The sequence below is a fragment of the Sphingomonas sp. P3_C5 genome, assembly GCF_056402635.1.
This window is the reverse complement of sequence record NZ_JBFUHA010000010.1, coordinates 68467-90659: the sequence shown is the minus strand read 5'-3', so window position 1 is coordinate 90659 and position 22193 is coordinate 68467. Positions and strand designations below refer to the sequence as shown.

The window sequence follows — 22193 nt, the reverse complement described above, 5'->3', positions numbered from 1 at the left end:
GAAGCTGGAGTTGATCATGCGCTATACGACCGTCGCCGCTGCCGCTGCGCTGACGTTGCTCACCGTTACGACGTCGCTTCACGGCCAGCGCCCCGACGACCAGATCGATCCGCGCTCGATGGCGCTGCTCGCCAAGGGGCAGGCGGCGCGGGCCAGCGGCAATCTCGATGCCGCGACAGACGCGCTCGAAAGCGCCCTCGCCGTCGATCCGCGCAACCGAAGCGCCTTTGTCGTGCTCGGCGAGGTCGCGACTGCGCGTGGCCTGCCCGGCAAGGCGATCCGCTATTATCGCGAGGCGCTGTTGCTCGAGCCGAACGACGTTGCCGCGCTCAAGGGCCAGGGCGAAGCGCTTGTCGCCAAGGGCGCAGTCCAGCGCGCCAAGGACAATCTCACCAAGATCCGCTCGCTTTGCGTCAAGAGCGGCTGCACCGAGGCAACTGAACTTGCCGCAGTCATCGCCAAGGGCCCGCCCATCGCGACGGCTGCCGTCCAGGTGCCGGTGGTGAAGCCGACGGGCAAGGAATAACCCTATCTCCCTCTCCCGGCGGGAGAACCAGCTGATCCAAGCGTAGCGGCACCTTCTTCTCCCTCTCCCCCTGTGGGAGAGGGAAGGGGCCMATCGCTTCTGCGATGGGAAGGGTGAGGGGGACTCTTTGTAGGTCGCCGCCGAACCTCACTCCCCCTCATCCTTCCGTCGCTTCGCTCCTCCCTCCTTCTCCCACAGGGGGAGAAGGAATTCAGCTCAGCGCTCGCGCCAGCTCCACAAATTCCACCACACTCACCGTCTCAGCCCGCCGCGTCGCCTCGATCCCGACGCGTTCGAGCGCCTCGAGCGCCCCAGGCACCGATTTCAAACTCTGCCGCAGCATCTTGCGCCGCTGGCCGAACGCAGCTGCGGTCAGCCGTTCCAGCACAGCGAACTTGACGCCGGCCGGCTCTTCTTCAGGTACGATGTGAACAACGGCCGACATCACCTTGGGTGCAGGCGTAAACGCTGACCGGTGCACCGGCATCGCCAGCTTGGCGCTGCTCCGCCACTGCGCCAGCACAGCCAGCCGGCCATAGGCTTCACCATCTGTCGGCGCGACGATGCGTTCAGCGACCTCTTTCTGAAACATCAGTGTCAGGCTTTGCCACCAGGGCGCCCAATCGGCTGACAGCCACCGCACAAGCAAGGCGGTTCCGATATTGTACGGCAGGTTGGCGGCAATATGCGGCCGGCCCTCAAACAAAGCCGCCGCGTCGATTTCGAGCGCATCATCCTCGATGACCCGCAACCGGCCCGGAAAGGCCTCGCCGAGCTCAGCTAGTGCCGGAATGCAGCGCCGGTCGCGCTCGATAGCCGTCACGCGCGCGCCCGCTCCAAGCAACGCGCGGGTCAGGCCGCCCGGGCCAGGACCGATCTCCAGCACCTCGGCGTCCGTCAGATCCCCCGGAATCCGCGCAATCCGAGCCAGAAGCTGCGCATCAAGCAGGAAATTCTGCCCCAACGCCTTGCTGGCGGCGAGCCCGTGACGCGCGATCACTTCGCGCAGCGGGGGCAGGGGATGAAGCGGGGTCACGCCCCCGCGGCGGCGCGGCGCTCGGCCGCGCTCGCGGCAAGCTGGATCGCGGCGATCATCGCTCCGGGCTCGGCCACATCCTTGCCGGCTATGCCAAAGGCGGTGCCATGATCGGGTGAGGTGCGCACGATCGGTAGGCCGAGCGTCATATTGACGCCTTCGTCGAAAAAGAGCGTCTTCAGCGGTATCAGCGCCTGGTCGTGATAGCAGCAGAGCGCAGCGTCATAGGTCGCCCGCGCCCGCGCATGGAACATGGTGTCGGACGCGAACGGCCCCGTCGCCTCGATCCCTTCCTCGCGCAAGATCTCGATCGCCGGCGCTATGAACTCGATCTCCTCGCGCCCGATCGCCCCGCCTTCGCCGGCATGCGGGTTGAAGCCGGCAAAGGCGAGCCGCGGCACCAATATGCCGAAATTCCGGGTCAGCCCGCGCGCCGTCGCGCGCCCCTTGGCGACGATCAGCTCAATCGAGAGCAGCTCCGAGACGCTGGCAAGCGGCACATGCGTGGTGATCGGCACGACGCGCAGGGTCGGCCCGGCCAGCATCATCACCGCATTTTCGCCGGCAATGCCGCAGCGTTCAGCGACGAACTCGGTCTGGCCGGGATAGGAGAAGCCGATCTGATAGAGCTGCGCCTTGGACACTGGCCCGGTCACCAGCGCACCAGCCGTGCCCGATCGGGTCAGTCCGGCCGCCATTTCCAACGCATGGAGCGCACAGCGTGCGCCATCGACATCGGGCGTGCCGGGTGTGATCTCACCGCCATCCTCGACATTCAGCACCGGTAGCGCGCCCGCAAAGGCGGCGCTTGCCTCTGCAGGGTCGAAGATCCGGGCGACCGGTCCTTGCCAGACCGCACTGATCGCGCGGGCGTCGCCCACCGCGAAAAACGGCACCAGCCCCGCTGACTCACGCGCGGCCCAGGCTTTGGCGATGATCTCGGGGCCGATCCCGGCCGGATCGCCCATGGAGACCGCAAGCGGCGCGATCATGCGAGGTTCCCGGTATCAGCGATATTCGATCACCGCATCACGACGCAGATCGCGCAGCACTGCTTCCGCGCGCTTGTTCACGCGCCCCGCGGTGATCTGTTCAGAGACTTGGTCGGGCTGCGGAATTGCAACTTGCGGATCATCGCGCCCGCACAGGACGAGCGTGCGGACGCCCTCCTCGGGGGTGCCGAACCACGGGGTCGCCTGGCCGATTTGCATAGCCAGGACCATGTCCTGAAGTTTCGGCGGCAACTGTTTGACAACGACTGAATCATTGTCGACAACTTCGGCGTTCAGCTCAGCCGCGACGCTGGCGACGGTGCCGCAGCCCCGCAACGCCCGCGTGGCCGTTTCAAGCTCGGCAACCCGCGCTGTCGCACCCGCCTGAGTGGTGCCCGCAGGGAAATGCACGGTCAGCTGCTTGAGCGTCAGCTTTGCGTCACGAGGATTCGTCTCGCCCACGATGCGCTTGTCGACCAGGTAGAGGATCGAGAAGCCGCCGGGGACCTCAATCGGGCCCGCGACTTCGCCAACACCCAGTTTCTGCGCTGCCTGGCTGAGGCTGTCGGGCAGATAGGCGAGCTGGTTGGTGCCGATCCAGCCAAGGTCGCCTTGCTGCGCGCGTGCCGAGGATTCGGTGAACTGCGCATAATATTCGAAAGGTTTCTCACCTTTTTCGATGCTCTGGATCATCTGACGCATATTGTCGAAGACCTGCTGCGCGCGATCTTGCCCGGCGGAAAGGTAAATCTCTTTCAGATGATATTCGCTTGTGCCCTTTGCCTTTATGGTCCGGTCGATGAACGCCTTGACCTCTTCATCGCTGACATTGACTTGAGACTCGACCTTGCGGCGCAGATAGCGCTGCCAGGCAAGCTCGGCCTCGATCTGCCGGCGAAGCGTACGCTCTGACGAGCCGACGCTGCGCAGAAAGGCGCGCATCTCAGGCTCGGTCTTCTGGAATTGCTGCGCGACGCGGCCAAAACTCTGGTTGATCTCGTCGGCACTGATCGTGATATCGGCCGTCTTCGCCTGCTGGATCTGCAGCGTCTCGTCGATCAGCCCGCGCAGGATTTGCAATTTCAGCCGATCGAGATCTTCCGGACTCAGCTTCAACTGGTTCACCGCGACGATCAGGTTCACGCGCTGGTCGACATCGGTCCCGGTGATCACCGTCTCGTTCACAAGCGCGGTCGGCTTGCGCACATTGGGGTCGAGCTTGCCGAAAATCTGCATGTTCGCCGGGATGTCCAGCCCGACGGGCGGCACGCTATTGTCTTCAACCGTCTGCGCCGAGGGGCCGCTGACAGCGATCATGATCGCGAGCATCCCTGTGCCTGTAAAACCGACCCTGCGTCCGATCCGGGCCGCCTTCTTCATCGAAGTCATCACGTTTTTCAAAATCCCATCCCGCGCCATTGGCACCTGGCTATTCTTCCACTGTAGCTGAACCGGTGCTGAGCGGCCCAATCACTGCCACTCACACGCCGGATGGCGCACAATTATGGCAGACGTTTAGCGCCCAAGATTTTTGAACGCCAGTGACAAGACGAAGCTGTTACCTGCCTTGGCGTCGCCGGTGTCCTGATAGGTACGCCGCCATGTGAAGCCCAGCCGCAGGCAGTCGTCCTCATATTGGACACCGAGCCGGTGCCGAACGGGATCGAAACCGTCAGTCGTCGAAAGCGGGTCTTCGCTTTTGTCGGTCAGGTCGATCACGGTCGATCCGAATGCCGACCAGAAGCGCGTGATCTGCACTCGCCCGGCGATCCGCGCTTCCTCATGATCCTGAAGATCCTCGAGCGTCGGGTCGATATTGCGGTTGAGCCGCAGATAGCCGAGCAGCACATAGGTGCTCCGCGATCCGATCGTCGCGTCGATCTCGTTGCGGCGGACCGCAAGGTTGCTCTTGTCGAGCCGGTAGCGCGCCGTGACCGACACGAAGTCGCGGAAGCGAAGCTCGGTCCGCCCGACAATGTCGGAAAGCCGGTCGCTCAGCCCGGTTCCATTCGGGAACAGCACTGGCCGCTGGCCGAGCCGATAGCTCTGGCCGATCGTGGTATCGAGCGAGAAGCCGGGCAGGTCGAGCGCCCAGTCGGCGCCGTAGGTCACCCGGCTCGAATCGTCATATCGGTCGTAACCGGGGAATCGGTTGAGCGCGAAAAGGTTCGAATCCTCGAGATCGACTGCGCGCGCATCCTCATTCGGGATCGAGAGATTCTCGGTCTTGGGCGTCGCGACGATCTGGAAGCGCGGCGTCAGCCTCTGCGTGCCGCCTAGAAAGGCGCCAATGAATGGCCATTTCACATCGACCGCAAGCGCTGCGATCCCGCGCGCATGCACGCCTGACTTGCCCCGATAATTGACGATCGGTTCGGCGGCGATGTCGCTGGCATGATAGACGTCGCCGCGCGCATAGCCGGTGAAGGTCACTTCCTGGCCCCAGGGAGTCAGCTTGCGCAGGTCCCATTTCACGCTGGCAAAGGCGCGCTGCGTGTCCTCGCCCGCGGTGCGCGTGATCGCAAGGGTGTTGAGCTGGAGATCGATCTTGCCGCCGAGCACCCCCTCGTCGATCCGCCGGCGATAATCGATCTCGGGCAGGGCGATCGGCTGCAGGCCCTGGCGGTCATTGACCCGCAGCGTCTGCACGAACCAGCCCGAAATCGAGAAATAGCTGTCCGGGGCGATCCGCTCGAGGGTTGCGGTCGTGCGCAGCCGGTCGTCGTTCGAAATATCGTAACGGCGCAGGAAAGTCGGGTCGGTCGTCAGCCGCAAGGAGCCGCTGACCGACCAGTTGGGGCTCAGCTGATAGCGGGCGACGCCGTCGATATAGCCGCGAAACGCCTCTTCAGTGCTGGTCGGCACTGGGGTCAGCAAATCGTCGCTGCGCCGGCTGACGGTCGCATAGCCGGCGACGCTGAACGCGCCCTTTTCGCCAAGCGCGCTATATTGCGCCTGGAGCATCGGCAGCGCGTTGCTGAACACGCGCGGCGTGATCGTCAGCGCGCGGTTGGGGGCGAGCGCGAAATAATAGGGCTGGGCGAATTCGAATCCGTTGACCCGACTATATTTGAAGTCGGAGCTCAGCAGCCCGGTCTGGCTTTCGCCGCCCGCCGGGTGGGAGAAGGCAGGCAAGGGGAGGGACGGCAGCCCGAACAGGCTCAGCCGGGCGCCGGTATAATAGATCCGGTTCTTTTCAGGCCGATAGACCACCCGCACCGCAGTGATCTTCCAGCTCGGCTCCTTGGGGCAATTCTCGGCCGTGGTGACGGCACAGGGCGTATAGGCTGCATGTTCGAGCGTGACCGTCTCGTCGAGCGCGCGCGATCCATGCTCGGCGGCAAGGCGCCCGCCGCGCTCGAGCACGACCAGCATATTGTCGACCATGCCGTCCTTCAGCGAATCGGTCAGCTCGATCGAATCGCCATACGCCACGTCGCCGCCCGGATTGACCACGGCGATGCTGCCGGTCGCGACGACCTTGCCGGTCTTGCGGTTCCACACGACCTTGTCTGCGCGCAGCCGGTTGCCCTCGCGGTACATCCGTACATCGCCGGTGGCGGTCACCACATCCTGTTCATTGTCATATTCAAGCGTGGCAGCGCTGAACTGGACCTGCTGGGGGTCGGCCGGCTTCGCCTCTGCCGAGGGCGGCGGAAGCGGCGTCTGCGGCTGGGTGAGGTCCTGCGCACGCGCGGCAGTGCCGGCGCACAAGGCCAGCGGCAGCGCACAGCTGAGAAGAAGATCGGAACGCTTCACGTTGGAAAAAACACCTCCCAAGCGCGCCCCAATGGTCGCGGGTGACGCCGCCCTATCGCATCCGATGCGCCGCGCTGCAATCGCGCCGGTTTTGATGCCGGTTTCACTGGCCGTTTGAATGGACCTGCTTTGCCAGCAGAGTGTTGCTGTCCTAGAGGGATGGCGACTCACGTCCAGAACCATAATCAGAGGATCCCGATGCAGATCAGCTTTTCCACCTCGGCCCCCAATGCCGCGCTTGCGCTTCCTGTCGAGAAGGACGGGCTTGATCGGCTGTCGACGGGCGAAATCGGGGCGGATGCGTTGCAGGTGGTGTTGGGCGCCGCACGGGCGAGCCGTTTCGACGGTGAGGCGGCGGCTATGGTCGAGGCATTCGTAGCCGAGGGTAGCTCTGTGCGCCGGGTGCTGCTGATCGGGACCGGCAGCGGCAGCGAAAGCGATTATGAGCGTGCCGGCGGCGCAATCACTGCGCGTCTGCTGACCTCGGGCGTCGAAAATGTGGCGGTCGATTTCTCCGCGGCTGCACCCACCCCGAAGGCGGTCGCGCGCTTCGCCGCCGGCGCTGCGCAGCGCGGCTGGCGCTACGATATCTATCGCACCAGGCTCCCCGAAAAGGCGAAGCCAACCCTGGCTGCGGTCACCCTGCTCAACACGCCAGACGGCAGCGAGGCGGCCTGGGCTCCGCAAAAGGCGCTGACCGAGGGCCTCGAACTGACCCGCATGCTCGTCACCGAGCCGCCAAACATCATCTATCCGGAAACCTTCGTTGCCAGGGTGCTGGCTGATGTCGCCGGTCTCGGCCTCGAAGTGATGGTGCTCGGCGAGACCGAGATGCGCGAGGCCGGCATGGGCGCATTGCTCGGCGTCAGCCAGGGCTCGGCACGCGAAGCCCGGCTGCTCGTGCTCAAATGGAACGGGGCAGGGCCGGGCGACCCGGCTCTCGCGCTGGTCGGCAAGGGCGTCACCTTCGATACCGGCGGTATCTCGTTGAAGCCCGGGCCCGGCATGGAAGACATGAAATGGGATATGGGCGGCGCCGGCGCCGTCGTCGGCACGATGAAGTCGCTTGCCGGGCGCAAGGCGAAGGCGAATGTGGTCGGTGTATGCGGCCTCGTCGAGAATATGCCGGACGGCAATGCGATCCGCCCGGGCGATGTGCTCACCTCGATGTCTGGCCAGACGATCGAAGTCCTCAACACCGATGCCGAGGGGCGGCTGGTGCTGTGCGACGCGATCACCTGGGTGCAGCGCCATTTTCACCCCAAGACGATCGTCGATCTCGCGACCCTGACGGGCGCGATGATCGTCAGCCTCGGCAGCGAGCATGGCGGCTGTTTCGCCAATGACGATTCGCTCGCCGACCAGTTGCTGGCTGCCGGCAAGGCGAGCGGCGACCTGTTGTGGCGCTTCCCGCTCAGCGACGCGTACAACAAGCTGATCGACAGCCCGATCGCGGACATGAAGAATGTCGGCCCGCGCGGCGCCGGCTCGATCACTGCGGCGCAGTTCATCCAGCGCTTCGTCGATACCGGCGTTCGCTGGGCGCATCTCGATATCGCCGGCATGGTCTGGGCGGATAAGCCAGGCCCGACCTATGACAAGGGCGCGACCGGCTATGGCGTGCGGCTGCTCGACCGGTTCGTGGCCGACAATTTCGAGAGCTAGACCKGTGCATCTGTTGGATAATAATGTCACACATCCAACAGAAGTGGCGTCATGACGTCATATTTAAGTATTTGATTATACTGATAATTTATTTGCGCCCCGCTGGCGAACCCCGGCGATAGGTGTGACATAATTCTCCAACATCCGGCCGGGAACAGGCGATATCGATGCAGGTCGACTTCTATCATCTGACGGCCCAACCGCTCGACCGCGTCCTGCCGCGCATCGCCGAGCGCGTGGTCGAGACCGGCGGCCGGCTGTTGGTGGTCGCCGAGAACGAAGACCAGCGCGCCGCGCTCGACAAGCTGCTCTGGACCTACAATCCGGAAAGCTTCCTCCCCCATGCCGAAGCCGGTGGCGATGACGAGGCTCAGCCCATCCTCATCGCAGCGATGCCTGATCCAACCAATAGCGCGCGCAACGTCGCGCTCGCCGACGGCATCTGGCGCGAGGAAGCCCTCGCGTTCGACCGCGCCTTCCACTTCTTCGACGCCGACCGCATCACCGAAGCCCGCGCCGCCTGGAAAGCCCTGGCCGACCGCGACGGCATCGAGCGCCGCTACTGGAAGCAAAATGACGAAGGCCGCTGGGAACAGGCCGCCTAGGGACCATCCGGGTTGCATCCTCGGCCCCTCCCGACTAGGGGACCGCGACATTCCATCATCACCAAGACAGGAGCCGAACGGCCATGGCCGCGACCCGGACGTTTTCGATTATCAAGCCCGATGCCACCCGCCGCAACATCACGGGCGCCGTCACCAAGATGCTTGAGGAGGCCGGCCTGCGCGTCGTCGCCTCCAAGCGCATCCAGATGACCAAGGAGCAGGCCGAGGGCTTCTACGAAGTTCATCGCGAGCGCCCCTTCTTCAACGATCTCGTGTCGTTCATGATCTCGGGCCCGGTCGTCGTTCAGGTGCTCGAGGGCGAGAACGCGATGCAGCGCAACCGCGACATCATGGGCGCGACCAATCCCGCCAACGCCGAGCCCGGCACGATCCGCAAGGAACTCGCCGAATCGATCGAGGCGAACACCGTCCATGGTTCGGATTCGGACGAGAACGCAGCGATCGAAATCGCCTATTTCTTCAAGMCGGAAGAGATTGTCGGCTGAACTATAATCCTCTCCAGTGGGAGAGGATACGAAGCCTTATGAGCGAAGCGAATTAGGCGCAGTTGGTGAGGGGCTCCCGGAGCTATCGATAGCTCCCGGAGCCCCTCACCAAGTTTCGCTAGTCAGCAAGCTGCCAAGCTACACTATCAGTTTTGGCTGGATGCAGGTCGAAATGCCCCCCGGGCATTTCTCAATCATGCCGGGGGCATGATTGACCTGCACTCAGACAAAACTCCCACTGGAGAGGGATTTACCCAGCCGGCTTCGGCTTTTCCTTCGCCCAGATCGCCTCGAGCCGTGCAGGCGAGGCAGTGCGTTCCCGCAGCAATATGCCCTTCAGCCGCAGCGAGCGGCCGCTCACGCCCATAAAGCTGCCCTCGGTGAACCAGACCACATCATAGATCGCGCTATCGCTGCGCTGCTGGTCCGCATCCCAATAATTGCTGGTGATCAGCACCGGCAACCGGCCCTCGCGCTTGTCCGGCCCTTTCTCGACCATCTTCAGGATAGCATCGGCGAACCAGCTCGATTCGATCCGAGGATCGAGCACGCTCGATTGGGCCGCCAGCCCAAGCGACGCCGGGAAGCGCACATCGATGCTTTGCACCTCATGCGCCGAATCCTTGAGCGCCAGCCGCTTGCCATCCTTTTCGGGCGTCGCGGTCAGCAGCACCAGCGTCTTCACCTTCGTCTCGCTCGCCTTCTCGGCCTGCTTTTCCTGCTGGTCGGCACGGCGATCGGACCAGCTCATCCACAGGCTGAGCGCCGCGATCAGCAAGCCCGCAACGCCCACGAGCTCAGCCAGCGTGATCCAACGCCGCCGCGTCGCGGCCGCCTCAGCGCGCTCGACCTGCTGCGCGACTGTTTCCACGGGTGGCGGGGGCGGCGCTATCGGTTCGGCTGGGGGCGCTGTCGGCTCGATTGGCGGCTCAATCGGATCGTCGTTCATCGTCCACCTGCCTCGAGCAGTCGCCGGGGCGCGACGAGCTCCCAGCTGGTCGCTATCCGGTCACCGATATGGTCCCAATCGGTATCGCCGGTGTCGAGCCGCATCCCGATCCAACCGGCGGGGCCGGTATAGGCCGGCACATAATAATGCTCCGGGTCCATCTCGACGAGCATCGCCTGCTCCTCGCGCCCGCTGGTCTTGACCTGGACCGCAGTGCGGCCGTCGCCATGATGGTTGTGCGAGAAATAGGCGAACACCTTGCCCTTCTCGATGAAGAAGGTCGGCGCACCATGCGAGATCTTCTCGGCCGCCGCGGGCAACGCCATGCAAATGGCACGCACCTTGGCGAGGACGGATTCGGGATCGGGGCTCATCGCAGGACAAAGTCTGCCAGAGAGCGCGGATAAAGGCGATGCTCTTCGGCAAGCACACGTTCTGCGAGCGTGTTGGGCGTGTCGCCAGGCAGGACGGGCACCTCGGCCTGACCAAGCACTTCGCCGCCATCAAGCTCCTCGGTGACGATATGCACCGAGCAGCCGGCGAGCGCATCACCTGCCTCGATCGCGCGGGCATGGGTGTCGAGGCCTTTGTATTTTGGGAGCAGGGAAGGGTGGATATTGACGATCTTGCCGCGCCAGCCTTCCAGAAAAGCGGGTGGAATTATCCGCATAAAGCCCGCGAGCGCTACATAGTCCGCGCCTGCCAAGCGCAGCTGGTGGTCAAGCGCGCGAAAGAACGACGATTTATCCTTGGGTGTCGGCGGCGGCAGGTCGACTACCGCCAAACCAGCATCGCGCGCCCAGGCAAGGCCCGCAGCTTCTGGGCGATCGGACATGACAATCGCGATCTCGTAAGGACAGTCGGGATCTCGCGCTGCCTCGGCCAGCGCCATCATATTCGAACCACGGCCCGAAATAAGAACACCAACCTTGCGTCTCACAACTCCCCTCCCGCTTGCGGGAGGGGCTGGGGGAGGGCGTGTCCGCAAAGAGAAGTCCCATCTGATGGCAGGCCCTCCCCTAACCCAGTTTCAGGTGAACGATGCCCCGCATCGTTCAGGTCAGGCTGGGAGCCTGACCGACCTGAAACTCGCAGGCGGGAGGGGGACTTGGCTGCGTCACGCCTCAAAGGTCGCGCTCCAGGCCTCACGAGCGCTCCAGGCCTCATCGCTCCCGAACACAGTGCACCCCCGAACCCCAGCCTCGATCACCCCGATCCGGAAAACCGTCTCGCCCGCAGCCTCGAGGGCAGCCGTAACCCCGGCAACCTCACCCTCGGCAACCACCGCGACCATCCCGATCCCGCAATTGAAGGTCCGCGCCATCTCGCCGGGCTCGATCTGCCCCTGCGCCTGCAGGAACGCCATCAACCGCGATTGCGGCCAGGCATCCGCCTCGATTCGCGCATGAACCCCCTCGGGCAACACGCGCGGCACATTCTCCAGCAGCCCACCGCCAGTGATATGCGCCAGCCCTTTGATCCGCTTCTCCGCCAGCAGCGGCAACAGGCTCTTCACATAGATCCGGGTCGGCGCCATCAGCGCGTCGATCAACAGCACATCCTGGTCGAACAGGGCAGGGCGATCGAACTTCCACCCCTTGTCCGCCGCCAGCCGCCGCACCAGCGAGAAGCCGTTCGAGTGCACGCCCGAGGACGCCAGCCCGATCATGACGTCGCCCGGCGCGATCGCGGCGCCGGTCAGCACCCGATCACGCTCGACCGCACCGACGCAGAAGCCGGCAAGATCATAATCGCCCTCGGCATACATGCCCGGCATCTCGGCAGTTTCGCCGCCGATCAGCGCGCACCCGGCCTGGAGGCAACCCTCGGCGATCGAGGCGACGACGCGCTCGGCGACCGGCGGATCGAGCTTCGCGCTGGCATAATAGTCGAGAAAGAAGAGCGGCTCCGCGCCCTGAACGATCAGGTCGTTGACGCACATCGCGACAAGATCGATGCCCACCCCATCATGCCGGTCATGGTCGATGGCAAGCTTCAGCTTGGTGCCGACCCCGTCATTCGCCGCTACCAGAAGCGGATCCTTGAACCCCGCTGCCTTCAGGTCGAAGAAGCCGCCAAAGCCGCCGAGGTCAGCATCGGCCCCCGGCCGGCGGGTCGCTTTTGCCAGGGGTGCGATCGCCCGTACCAGCGCATTGCCAGCCGCAATCGATACGCCCGCCTGGGCATAGGTGTAGGGCGTATTGCCCAGTTCGGTATCGGTCATGATCGGCGCCTAGCCATAACTTGCTTGGATTTCCACGCCTGCTTCGCCAAAAGGGCGGCGACATGCCCATTTCCCGCCCCATAAGCCGAGCTGCCATCCTCATCCCGCTCGCTTTGGCGCTCGCCATCACCGGCGGCGTCGTCCTCGCGCAGGACGACCAGATCACCGATCAGGGCACCGCTTCGGCCGACAGTTCGGGTAGTTACGAGGTCGGCGGTATTCAGGTCGATGTTACCGGCAAGACCGCGGAACAGGCGCGCTACGGCGGCTGGAGGATCGCGCAGCGCAAGGGCTGGGCGCTGCTGTCGCAGCGGCTCGGCGGCGCCGGCGGCACCTTGTCCGACAGCGCGCTCGATTCGATCGTCTCCGGAATCGTCGTCGAGGACGAGCAGATCGGCCCCAATCGTTACATTGCGCGGCTCGGTGTGCTGTTCAGCCGTGCCAAGTCGAGCGCCCTACTCGGTGTCGCCGGCGAATCGGAGCGCTCCGGCCCGATGCTCACGATCCCGCTCCAATATTCGGGCGGTACCGCGCAGGTGTTCGAACAAGGGACTGACTGGCAAAAGGCCTGGAGCCGTTTCCGCACCGGCAACAGCACAGTCGATTATGTCCGCCCGACAGGCACCGGCCCCGACGCGCTGTTGCTCAACGCTGGCCAGACCGGCCGCCCGACCCGCGGCTGGTGGCGGACCATCCTCGATCAATATGGCGCCGGCGACGTGCTCGTGCCTGTGGTCCATCTTTACCGCGAATGGCCGGGCGGGCCGATCATCGGCGCGTTCGAGGCGCGGCATGGGCCGGACAACCGCATCGTCACCCGTTTCTCGCTACGCGTCGGCAACAGCGATGGGCTCGGGGTGCTGCTGGACGCCGGCGTCAAGCGAATCGACGAAGCCTATCAGGCGGCCTTGAAGAATGGCGGCCTCAGGGCCGACCCCAGCCTTTCCTGGCGTCCGCCCACGGCAGCTGTGGTCACGACTGACGAGGGCGATGACACTGCGACCGACACCGGCGATACGGCTGTGGTAACCGGCGGGACCGCGATCAACCTCCAGGTCGATACGCCGGGTGCTTCCTCGGTGATCGCCACCGAATCGGCCCTGCGCGGCATCCCTGGCGTACGGTCCGCGATCACGACCAGCCTCGCGCTGGGCGGCGTCTCGGTGGTGCGGGTCTCGTTCGATGGCGATCCGGCGGCGCTGCGTCCGCTGCTCGAATCGCGCGGCTGGACGGTGATTGGCAGCGGCACTACGCTGCGTATCAGGCGCGCCGGCGCGCCTTCCCAGGGCGGGCCATCAGCGCCCGCCGCGGACAACGCGACCAGCGGATGAGCCAGATCGCGCTGCCATTTGATTGGCCGCCCGACCCGCGCGACGACGAATTCCTCGTCAGCGATTCGAACGCCCGCGCCGTCCAGCAGCTCGAACGCTGGAGCACCTGGCCGGTGATGGCGGTGGTGCTCACCGGCCCCCGCAAATCCGGCCGCAGCCTGCTCGCGCGCATCTTCGCGGCGAAAAGCGGCGGCGAGATCATCGATGACGCCGAGCGCCAGAATGAAACTGCGATCTTCCACGCCTGGAACCGGGCCCAGGCCGAGCATCACCCGCTGGTGATCGTCGCCGATGCCGCCCCACCCGAATGGACGGTGAAGTTGCCCGATCTCCGCTCTCGCCTCACCGCCAGCCCGGTCGCGCGAATCGGTCCGCCCGACGAGACGCTGATGCAGGCCCTGTTCGAGCGCCAGTTCCTCCGTCGCGGGCTCGATGCCCGGCCGGACCTGATCCAGTGGCTGCAGCTTCGGGTCGAGCGCAGCCATGTCGCGATCCTCCGCACCGTCGATATCCTCGATCAGGCAGTGCTTGCCCGCCACAAACGCTTGTCGATTCCGCTCGCGCGCGCCACATTGCAGGAAGCGGGGCTGATTGCCGGCCGCGCCCCCGAATTGCCGATAGAGGCCCCATGACCCGCCCAGCCCATATCGTGCGCCTCGATGACGATGACGATCCCTTCTTCGCGGGCGAGGGGAGCGATCGCTATTTCAATCGCGAGCTCTCCTGGCTCGCCTTCAACCGGCGGGTGCTGGAAGAGGCGTGCAACGCAGCGCATCCCTTGCTGGAGCGCGTCCGCTTCCTGTCGATCTCGGGCTCGAACCTCGACGAATTCTTCATGGTCCGCGTTGCCGGATTGAAGGGCCAGCAGCTCCAGGACGTCGATCGCCTCTCCGCCGACGGTCTGACCCCGGGGCAGCAGCTCGCCGCGACGATAGCTGAGGCCGATGCGCTGATGGCGAGCCAGCAGGAAGTGTGGCGGGACCTTCGCGGCCAGCTCGCGGACGCGGGCATTGCCATGCTGCACAGCAATTCGATCGAAGGCGAGGCGGCCGATTGGCTCGAAACGCATTTCCGCGAGCAGATCTTCCCGATCCTCACGCCACAGGCGCTCGATCCGGCGCATCCCTTCCCGTTCATCCCGAACAAGGGGCTGAGCGTGATCTTCGATCTGGTCCGTAAGTCGGACAAGGAGCGGATTCGCGAGCTCGTCATGCTGCCGGCATCGATGCCGCGTTTCGTCCGGCTGCCGGGCGAGGTTGCGCGCTATGTGACGATCCAGACGATCCTCAAGCGTTTCGCGCCGCTGCTGTTCCCGGGCTATATCGTCAACGGTGCCGCCAATTTCCGTGTGCTGCGCGACAGCGATATCGAGATCGAGGAAGAGGCCGAGGATCTCGTCCGCTACTTCGCCAACGCAATCAAGCGCCGCCGCCGCGGTCGCGTGATCCGGCTCGAAATCGAAACCGGCATGAGCGAGGAGCTGGAGGCGCAGCTCAAGGAAGAGCTGGCCGGCACTGACGCAATCATCACTGAAAGCGCCGGTTTCCTCGGCATCGGCGACTTGGAATCGCTGGTCGACGAGGACCGGCCCGACCTGAAATTCCCGCCCTACAGCCCGCGTTTTCCTGAGCGTATCCGTGAATTCGGCGGCGATTGCTTCGCGGCGATCCGGGCCAAGGATATCGTCGTCCACCACCCGTACGAGACGTTCGACGTCGTGCTCGCCTTTCTGCGCCAGGCAGCCGAAGATCCTGATGTCGTCGCGATCAAGCAGACACTCTACCGCGCGGGCAAGCAGCCCGCAGTCATCAACGCGCTGATCGCCGCAGCCGAAGCCGGCAAGTCGGTAACGGCCGTGGTTGAGCTGAAGGCGCGCTTCGATGAGGAGCAGAATCTGCTCTGGGCCTCGGCGTTGGAGCGTGCCGGCGTGCAGGTCGTCTATGGCTTCATGGAATGGAAGACCCACGCCAAGGTCTCGATGGTGGTGCGCCGCGAATCGGGGCAGTTCCGCACCTACTGCCATTTCGGCACCGGCAATTATCATCCGGTGACGGCAAAAATTTACACGGATCTGAGCTTCTTCACCGCCGATCCTCGCATCGGGCGCGATGCAGCGCAGATGTTCAATTACGTGACCGGCTATGTCGAGCCGGTCGACATGACGCTGGTCAGCCTCTCGCCGCGCGACATGCGGCCGCGCCTGATGGGGCTGATCGACGCCGAGATAGCCTTCGCCCGGGCCGGCAAGCCAGCCGCGATCTGGGCGAAGATGAATTCAGTCGTCGATCCAGCCGTGATTGAGAAGCTGTACGAGGCGAGCGAGGCGGGGGTGAAGATCGATCTCGTCATCCGCGGCATCTGCTGCCTGAAGCCCGGTATACCCGGCATGTCGGCGAATATTCGGGTGAAGTCGGTGATCGGCCGTTTCCTCGAACACAGCCGGATCTGGGCGTTCGGCAATGGCGCGGCGCTTCCCAATGACGGCGCTCAGCTGTTCATCTCCTCGGCTGACTGGATGCCGCGCAATTTCGATCGTCGGGTCGAATATATGCTGCCGATCGAGAATCCGACGGTGCATGACCAGATCCTCGATCAGGTGATGGTCGCCAATCTCATCGACAATGAACAGAGCTGGGAGTTGCAATCGGACGGCAGCTATGTCCGGGCCAAGCCCGGCGACACACCGTTCAACCTGCATCGCTATTTTATGACCAACCCCTCGCTTTCAGGCCGCGGTGCGGCGCTGTCGGCGCGTGATTCGGTACCAAAACTATCGCTCAGGCGCAGGCGTTGAACGGGGTGGCCACGCTCCTGTTCCGCAAACCGAATCCCGACCCGGTCGCTGAGCCACGCACCGCCATCATCGATATCGGGTCGAACTCGATTCGCCTCGTTGTCTATCAGGGTCCGGAGCGGCTGCCGGCCGTCCTGTTCAACGAAAAGGTGATGGCGGGGCTCGGGCGCGGGCTCGCCGAGACCGGCATGATCGCCGAAAGCGCCCTCGAGCTTGCCAGCGAGGCGCTGGCCCGCTTTGCCGCGGTCGCGAACGAGATGGAGGTGACGCGGCTGCGCACCGTCGCCACCGCCGCGGTGCGGGAAGCAGGCAATGGCCACCAGCTGCTCGAAACCGCACGGTCGCTGGGGTTGCAGGTCGAGCTGTTGTCAGGCGAGCAGGAGGCGACCGCGGCTGGCCTCGGCGTGCTGTCAGCCATCCCCGATGCAGACGGCATTGTCGGCGATCTCGGTGGCGGCAGCCTCGAGCTGGTGCGCATTTCCGGCGGAAAAGTCCGCGAGCGCGTATCCTTCCCGCTCGGCGTGCTGCGCATCGGTGCGATTCGCGCCAAGGGGCAGGGCGCTCTCGAACGCCTGGTCTTCAAGGCACTCAAGGAAGCCGGATGGTCGGGGAAGGGGCGCGGGCTGCCGCTCTATCTGGTCGGCGGCTCATGGCGCGGCCTTGCGCGGCTCGACATGCACCTCAGCAGCTATCCCTTGCCGGTCATCCACCAATATTCGATGGCGCCCGCCGCGATCGCCCGGATGGGCCGCACGATCAGCCATGTCCCGAAAAGCTGGTTGCGCGCCGTACCCGGCCTCTCATCAGGCCGCGCTTCGACGCTCGGCGATGCCGCCGCGCTGCTCGCGGTTCTGCTCAAGCATCTCGGCACTGAGGCGACGATCGTCTCGGCCTTCGGGTTGCGCGAAGGCCTGTTGTTCGAGGACCTCGACGAAGAGCTGCGCGCGGAAGACCCGCTCATCGTCTCAGCCCGCGACGAGGGCCAGCGCCATGGCCGCTTCGCCGAGCATGGCGATCTGCTCGACCGGTGGATCGCACCGCTCTTCACCGGGGATACGCCGGCCCACGCGCGGCTCCGGCTCATGGCGTGCCTGCTGGCCGATGTCGGCTGGCGCGCAAACCCGGAATTCCGCGCCGAACGCGGCGTCGAGATCGCGCTCCATGGCAATTGGGTAGCGATCGATGCGCATGGCCGCGCGGTCGTCGCCCAGGCTTTGTTCACGAGCCTTGGCGGCGGCACGACGATACCCGCACCGCTCGATACGCTCGCGTCACCCGCGGACCTGAAGCGCGCGACAAGCTGGGGGCTCGCAATGCGTCTCGGTCAACGCCTCAGCGGTGGCCTCGCGGGGCCCCTGCAGCGCTCGCATCTCAGCGATGACGGCGAGGTCGTGACACTCCACGTCTCGTCTGATGATCTCGCGCTGTATGGGGATGCGGTGGAGCGACGTCATGCCGCGCTGGCGTTGGCCCTGGGGCGCGAGCCGATCGTGACTGCCTGATCTTTCTCGAGGCACGTCATCCGCCGTTCAGCTTCCGGCGGCAAGGATCGTGGCGGGGCCGTAACGTCCCAGCCGGGAGAAATTTCTTGATCGATCGCCGCAGGTTACTCGTCGCCGGAACGTGTCTGGGCGTGATCCCCGCCAGCGCCTGGGCGAAAACCCCGTTGGGCAGCGACAATCCGGCGGTCGACGCCTTTGTGAAGGCGCAAGGTTTCCAGGGCGTGATCATGCTCGGCAAGGCCGGCAAGCCGAGCTACGCCCGGGCCTTCGGGATGGCCGATATCGAGGCGGACAAGCCGGCGACGGTCGAAACCCGCTACGCGATCGCATCGATCTCGAAATGGCTGACGACGATAACGGTCCTCAAGCTCGTCGAACAAGGCAGGCTGGCGCTGGATGCATCGATCTCGACCTGGCTCCCTGCCTATCGGAAGGACACCGGCGCCCGTGTCATGCTCTCGCACCTGCTTTCCAACATGAGCGGCATTCCCAATCAATTCATCACCGCCATCAAGGCCGATCCGACGATCATGGCCCGCGAAATCCCCACCGCCGAAGGAGTCAGGCTCTATGCGTCGGGCGATCTCGTCTTCGAACCCGGCAGCAAGTTCGATTACGCGATGACCAACTGGTTCATCGTCATTGCCATTGTCGAGGCGGTGACCGGGCGGCCTTTTCAGGAAGCGGTGCACGCGATTACGCTCGATCCGCTCGGCCTGGTCAATACCGATGCGGCAAGCGTGATCCTCGACCTGCCTGACACTGCCAGATCCTATCGCGGAGCACCGCTGGCGCGCTTCGCTGTAAAGCGCCTGGCGATCATGGCGGCGGGCGGTGGCTATTACAGCAGGGCGGCTGATCTGATGCGTGCGGCGCACCTCATTTTCGACACCGGCTTCCTGAACGCCGAGTCGCGCCGTCAGCTTGAGACGATTCGGTCGCCGGCGGACGATTATGCGCTGGGCGGCCGCATCCGTACGCTCCGTATCGATGGCCAGACCCGGCTCGCMGGATGGGAAACCGGCAATACCGACGGCTATCGCTCAGTGCTCGGCCACCGCCTCGATGATCGCTCGACGGTGGTGATCCTCAACAACACCGGAATGTCCCAAAAGACGCTCGATCTGTTTGCCGACAGTCTGTTCGGTGCAGAGCCGCGAGTTGGCTGATCAGGCGGCGTCTTCGGTCCGTGTCATCTTCAGCTTCCCGTTGACCACCGCGAAGGCCAGTCGTCCCTCGACCAGATCGAGCGCGTCGCGCCCGAACTGCTCGAAGCGCCAGCCCTCCAGAATGGACAGCCCTTCGCGCTGCCCCGCGGCAAGCCCTTCGAGGTCCTCGCTCCGCGCCAGCAGCCGCGAAGCGACGTCGATCTCCTTGGAGCGGATCTTGAGCAGCAGCTTGAGCAGGTCGGCGACCAGAGCGCCGTCCTTGCCCAGCCCGGGCTTGCGATCGTCGCGCGCCGGCATCTCGTCCGCGCTCATCGGCACGGCAGCTTCGAGCGCCGCCATCAGCCGCGCGCCGATATCATTGCCCGCCCAGGTCGCCGACAGACCGCGGACCTTGGCGAGATCGGCCTGCTTGCGTGGCGAATGGCCGGCGAGATCAGCAAGCGTCTCGTCCTTGACGATTCGGCCACGCGGCAGATCCTTGTTCTGTGCCTCGAGCTCGCGCCACCGTGCCAGCGCCTTCAGGCGGCCGAGAACCTCGGGCTTGCGTCCCGCGATGCGGACGCGCTTCCAGGCTTCCTCGGGATCGTTGGCATAGTTTTTCGGGTCGCCGAGTCGCTCCATCTCCTGGTCGAGCCAGGCGCCGCGGCCGGTCTTGCGCAGCCGTTCGAGCATCTTGGGAAAGATTTTCGCGAGATGCGTGACGTCGCCGATCGCATATTCGATCTGGCGCGCATCGAGCGGCCGCCGGCTCCAGTCAGTGAAGCGCGCGCCCTTGTCGACCTGGATGCCGAGATAGGCGTCGACCAGGTTGGAATAGCCGATCTGCTCGCCCTGGCCGAGCGCCATGGCCGCTATCTGGGTGTCGAACAGCGGGTAGGGGGTCTTGCCGGTGAGGTTATAGACGATCTCGAGATCCTGGCCGCCGGCGTGGAAGACCTTCAGCACCTCCTCATTCTCGACCAGCAGGTCGAGCAGGGGCTTCATGTCGAGGCCGGGCGCCATCGGGTCAATCGCCGCAGCCTCGTTCACATCGGCGATCTGGATGAGGCACAGTTCAGGCCAGAAAGTGTTCTCGCGCATGAACTCGGTATCGACGCAGACGAAATCGGCTGAGCTCAATCGGGTGCAGAGATTGGCGAGGGTGGCGCTGTCGTTGATCAGGGGATGGATATGCATCTTGATCCCATAGCGAGGGGAGTGCGCCTTGACAAAGGCGCGTATGACGGGGAAGCGCGGCGCTTCGCATAACAGCCGACCATTTGAACAAAGAGACGATCATGCACGCCTATCGCACCCACACCTGCGTCGAGCTTCGCCCCGAGCATGTCGGGCAGGAAGTCCGCATTTCGGGCTGGATCCATCGCAAGCGCGAACATGCCAATGTTCTCTTCGTCGATCTGCGAGACCATTATGGCATCACCCAGGTGGTCGTAGAGAAGGCGACGTCCGATCTGTACGCGACGGTCGATACGGCGCGCGCTGAATCAGTGCTGACCGTCACTGGAATCGTCGCCGCGCGCTCGGCCGAAACAATCAACCCGAAATTACCGACCGGCGAGATCGAGCTTCGGCCGAGTGCTGTCGTGGTACAGTCCTCGGCGCACGAATTGCCGTTGCCGGTCTTCGGCGATGCCGAATATCCCGAGGATATCCGTCTGCGTTATCGCTTCCTCGATCTGCGGCGCGAGCGGCTCCACGCCAACATCATGCTCCGGTCCAAGGTGATTACGTCGCTGCGCCGGCGAATGAACGACCAGGGCTTCACTGAATTCCAGACCCCGATCCTGACCGCGTCGAGCCCCGAGGGCGCGCGCGATTATCTGGTGCCGAGCCGTGTCCACCCGGGGAAATTCTACGCGCTTCCGCAGGCGCCCCAGATGTTCAAGCAGCTCCTGATGGTTGCCGGCTTCGATCGCTATTTCCAGATCGCGCCCTGCTTTCGCGACGAGGATGCCCGCGCCGATCGTAGCCCGGGCGAATTCTACCAGCTCGATTTCGAGATGAGCTTCGTCACCCAGGACGATGTTTTCGCCGCGATCGAGCCGGTGCTGCACGGCGTGTTCGAGGAATTCGCCGACTGGCAGGGCAAGGGTCGCACCGTTTCGCCCTTGCCGTTCAAGCGCATCCCGTACCGCGAATCGATGCTCAAATATGGCAGCGACAAGCCGGATCTGCGCAACCCGCTCCTGGTCTCGGACGTCGGTCATCATTTTGTCGATTCGGGCTTCGGCCTGTTCGCAGGCATCGTCGCGGCGGGCGATGTGGTGCGCGCAATTCCGGCACCGAACACAGCCGACAAGAGCCGCAAATTCTTCACTGACATGAACGACTGGGCGCGTGCCGAGGGTCATGCCGGGCTCGGCTATATCACCCAGAAGGACGGTGAGCTTGGCGGTCCGATCGCCAAGAATCACGGCGAAGAGGCGACCCGCAAGCTGATTGCCGAAATGGGCCTCGGCCCCAATGATGGCATCTTCTTTGCTGCCGGCAAGGAACTCGCCGCCGCCAAGCTGGCGGGTGCGGCCCGCGCGCGGATCGGCCAGGAACTCGGTCTGATCGACGAGAGCCGCTTCGAATTCTGCTGGATCGTCGACTTCCCGATGTTCGAATATGACGAGGATTCGAAGAAGGTCGATTTCAGCCACAACCCCTTCTCGATGCCGCAGGGCGAGATGGAAGCGCTGCAGACCAAAGACCCGCTCGATATCCTGGCGTATCAGTACGACATCGTCTGCAACGGCGTCGAGCTGTCCTCGGGCGCGATCCGGAACCACCGGCCCGAGATCATGTATAAGGCGTTCGAGATCGCCGGGTACAGCCAGCAGGACGTGGACACCAATTTCGCGGGCATGATCAACGCCTTCAAGTTTGGCGCCCCTCCGCATGGCGGCTCGGCGCCGGGCATTGACCGAATCGTCATGTTGCTCGCCGACCAGCCGAACATCCGCGAGGTGATCGTCTTCCCGATGACTCAGAAGGCTGAGGACCTGATGATGGGCGCGCCGAACTTCGCCAGCGCGAAGCAGCTGCGCGAACTCAACATCCGCACGCTCGAGCCGGCGACGGCTAAACCGGCGGTGGAGGCAGTGCGACCGGAATAACTGGCTTTACCGTCACCCTGGACTTGTTCCGGGG

At 64.4% G+C, this 22193-nt stretch carries 19 protein-coding genes; 10 read left to right on the top strand and 9 right to left on the bottom strand.

The genetic code is table 11. The features are described 5' to 3' along the window. The first annotated feature begins 16 nt into the window (after positions 1-16). Entirely contained in the window at positions 17-526 is a 510-nt protein-coding gene (locus AC1DVS_RS21640; RefSeq protein WP_478026273.1) for a tetratricopeptide repeat protein, read from the top strand. 211 nt (positions 527-737) lie between these two features. Here AC1DVS_RS21640 and rsmA read toward each other — a convergent pair whose 3' ends face one another. The 4 genes from rsmA to AC1DVS_RS21620 form a co-directional block, all read right to left on the bottom strand. Continuing rightward, complete coding sequence (gene rsmA / locus AC1DVS_RS21635; protein WP_478026272.1) at positions 738-1562, bottom strand: 16S rRNA (adenine(1518)-N(6)/adenine(1519)-N(6))-dimethyltransferase RsmA; 825 nt, start codon at positions 1560-1562, stop codon at positions 738-740. Continuing rightward, a complete protein-coding gene (pdxA, locus tag AC1DVS_RS21630) occupies positions 1559-2554 on the bottom strand; it encodes a 4-hydroxythreonine-4-phosphate dehydrogenase PdxA (RefSeq protein WP_478026270.1) in 996 nt (331 codons plus the stop codon). Before pdxA ends, rsmA begins: the two co-directional genes overlap by 4 nt. Before the next feature lie 15 nt (positions 2555-2569). Beyond that, positions 2570-3871: a peptidylprolyl isomerase gene (locus AC1DVS_RS21625; RefSeq protein WP_478026269.1), complete on the bottom strand. Its 1302-nt coding sequence runs from the start codon at positions 3869-3871 to the stop codon at positions 2570-2572. A gap of 198 nt (positions 3872-4069) precedes the next feature. After that, complete coding sequence (locus tag AC1DVS_RS21620) at positions 4070-6313, bottom strand: LPS-assembly protein LptD (RefSeq protein ID WP_478026267.1); 2244 nt, start codon at positions 6311-6313, stop codon at positions 4070-4072. Between the two features lie 198 nt (positions 6314-6511). Here AC1DVS_RS21620 and AC1DVS_RS21615 point away from each other — a divergent pair, with 198 nt between their 5' ends. From AC1DVS_RS21615 to ndk, 3 genes are all read left to right on the top strand, one after another. After that, positions 6512-7978 carry a leucyl aminopeptidase gene (locus tag AC1DVS_RS21615; RefSeq protein ID WP_478026265.1) on the top strand — a complete coding sequence of 489 codons (1467 nt, stop codon included), beginning with the start codon at positions 6512-6514 and terminating at the stop codon, positions 7976-7978. Positions 7979-8145: 167 nt separating this feature from the next. Then, a complete protein-coding gene (locus AC1DVS_RS21610; protein ID WP_478026264.1) occupies positions 8146-8583 on the top strand; it encodes a DNA polymerase III subunit chi in 438 nt (145 codons plus the stop codon). An 83-nt stretch (positions 8584-8666) separates the two neighbouring features. Next, positions 8667-9089, top strand: a complete 423-nt coding sequence (gene ndk / locus AC1DVS_RS21605) for a nucleoside-diphosphate kinase (protein WP_478026262.1) — start codon at positions 8667-8669, stop codon at positions 9087-9089. A gap of 250 nt (positions 9090-9339) precedes the next feature. Here the strand turns inward: ndk and AC1DVS_RS21600 are convergent, their stop codons facing one another. The 4 genes from AC1DVS_RS21600 to purM all read right to left on the bottom strand — a co-directional run bounded on the left by AC1DVS_RS21600 (position 9340) and on the right by purM (position 12262). Further along, positions 9340-10038: a hypothetical protein gene (locus AC1DVS_RS21600; RefSeq protein ID WP_478026260.1), complete on the bottom strand. Its 699-nt coding sequence runs from the start codon at positions 10036-10038 to the stop codon at positions 9340-9342. Further along, the gene (locus AC1DVS_RS21595; protein WP_478026259.1) at positions 10035-10412 is read right to left on the bottom strand and encodes an MmcQ/YjbR family DNA-binding protein; all 378 of its coding nucleotides are present in this window, start codon (positions 10410-10412) and stop codon (positions 10035-10037) included. Before AC1DVS_RS21595 ends, AC1DVS_RS21600 begins: the two co-directional genes overlap by 4 nt. Then, positions 10409-10930, bottom strand: a complete 522-nt coding sequence (purN, locus tag AC1DVS_RS21590) for a phosphoribosylglycinamide formyltransferase (RefSeq protein WP_478026257.1) — start codon at positions 10928-10930, stop codon at positions 10409-10411. The genes AC1DVS_RS21595 and purN overlap by 4 nt, the downstream gene beginning before the upstream one ends. Before the next feature lie 225 nt (positions 10931-11155). Beyond that, positions 11156-12262, bottom strand: a complete 1107-nt coding sequence (gene purM, locus AC1DVS_RS21585) for a phosphoribosylformylglycinamidine cyclo-ligase (protein ID WP_478026255.1) — start codon at positions 12260-12262, stop codon at positions 11156-11158. A 62-nt stretch (positions 12263-12324) separates the two neighbouring features. On the opposite strand from purM, the gene AC1DVS_RS21580 reads away from it, so the two are divergent. The 5 genes from AC1DVS_RS21580 to AC1DVS_RS21560 all read left to right on the top strand — a co-directional run bounded on the left by AC1DVS_RS21580 (position 12325) and on the right by AC1DVS_RS21560 (position 19058). Continuing rightward, positions 12325-13593 carry a heavy-metal-associated domain-containing protein gene (locus AC1DVS_RS21580; RefSeq protein WP_478026253.1) on the top strand — a complete coding sequence of 423 codons (1269 nt, stop codon included), beginning with the start codon at positions 12325-12327 and terminating at the stop codon, positions 13591-13593. Beyond that, positions 13590-14225, top strand: a complete 636-nt coding sequence (locus AC1DVS_RS21575) for an HdaA/DnaA family protein (protein ID WP_478026252.1) — start codon at positions 13590-13592, stop codon at positions 14223-14225. The genes AC1DVS_RS21580 and AC1DVS_RS21575 overlap by 4 nt, the downstream gene beginning before the upstream one ends. Continuing rightward, on the top strand, positions 14222-16387 hold the full coding sequence (locus tag AC1DVS_RS21570) for an RNA degradosome polyphosphate kinase (RefSeq protein WP_478026250.1): 2166 nt from the start codon (positions 14222-14224) through the stop codon (positions 16385-16387). Before AC1DVS_RS21575 ends, AC1DVS_RS21570 begins: the two co-directional genes overlap by 4 nt. 5 nt (positions 16388-16392) lie before the next feature. Beyond that, entirely contained in the window at positions 16393-17889 is a 1497-nt protein-coding gene (locus AC1DVS_RS21565) for a Ppx/GppA phosphatase family protein (protein ID WP_478026248.1), read from the top strand. An 86-nt stretch (positions 17890-17975) separates the two neighbouring features. After that, positions 17976-19058, top strand: coding sequence for a serine hydrolase domain-containing protein (locus AC1DVS_RS21560; protein WP_478026247.1), 1083 nt, complete (start codon positions 17976-17978; stop codon positions 19056-19058). Here AC1DVS_RS21560 and rnd read toward each other — a convergent pair whose 3' ends face one another. Next, positions 19059-20234 (bottom strand): ribonuclease D, encoded by a 1176-nt coding sequence (rnd, locus tag AC1DVS_RS21555; protein ID WP_478026245.1) that lies wholly within the window; start codon positions 20232-20234, stop codon positions 19059-19061. A 101-nt stretch (positions 20235-20335) separates the two neighbouring features. Here rnd and aspS point away from each other — a divergent pair, with 101 nt between their 5' ends. Then, positions 20336-22159, top strand: coding sequence for an aspartate--tRNA ligase (gene aspS / locus AC1DVS_RS21550; RefSeq protein WP_478026244.1), 1824 nt, complete (start codon positions 20336-20338; stop codon positions 22157-22159). The last annotated feature ends 34 nt before the right edge of the window (positions 22160-22193 follow it).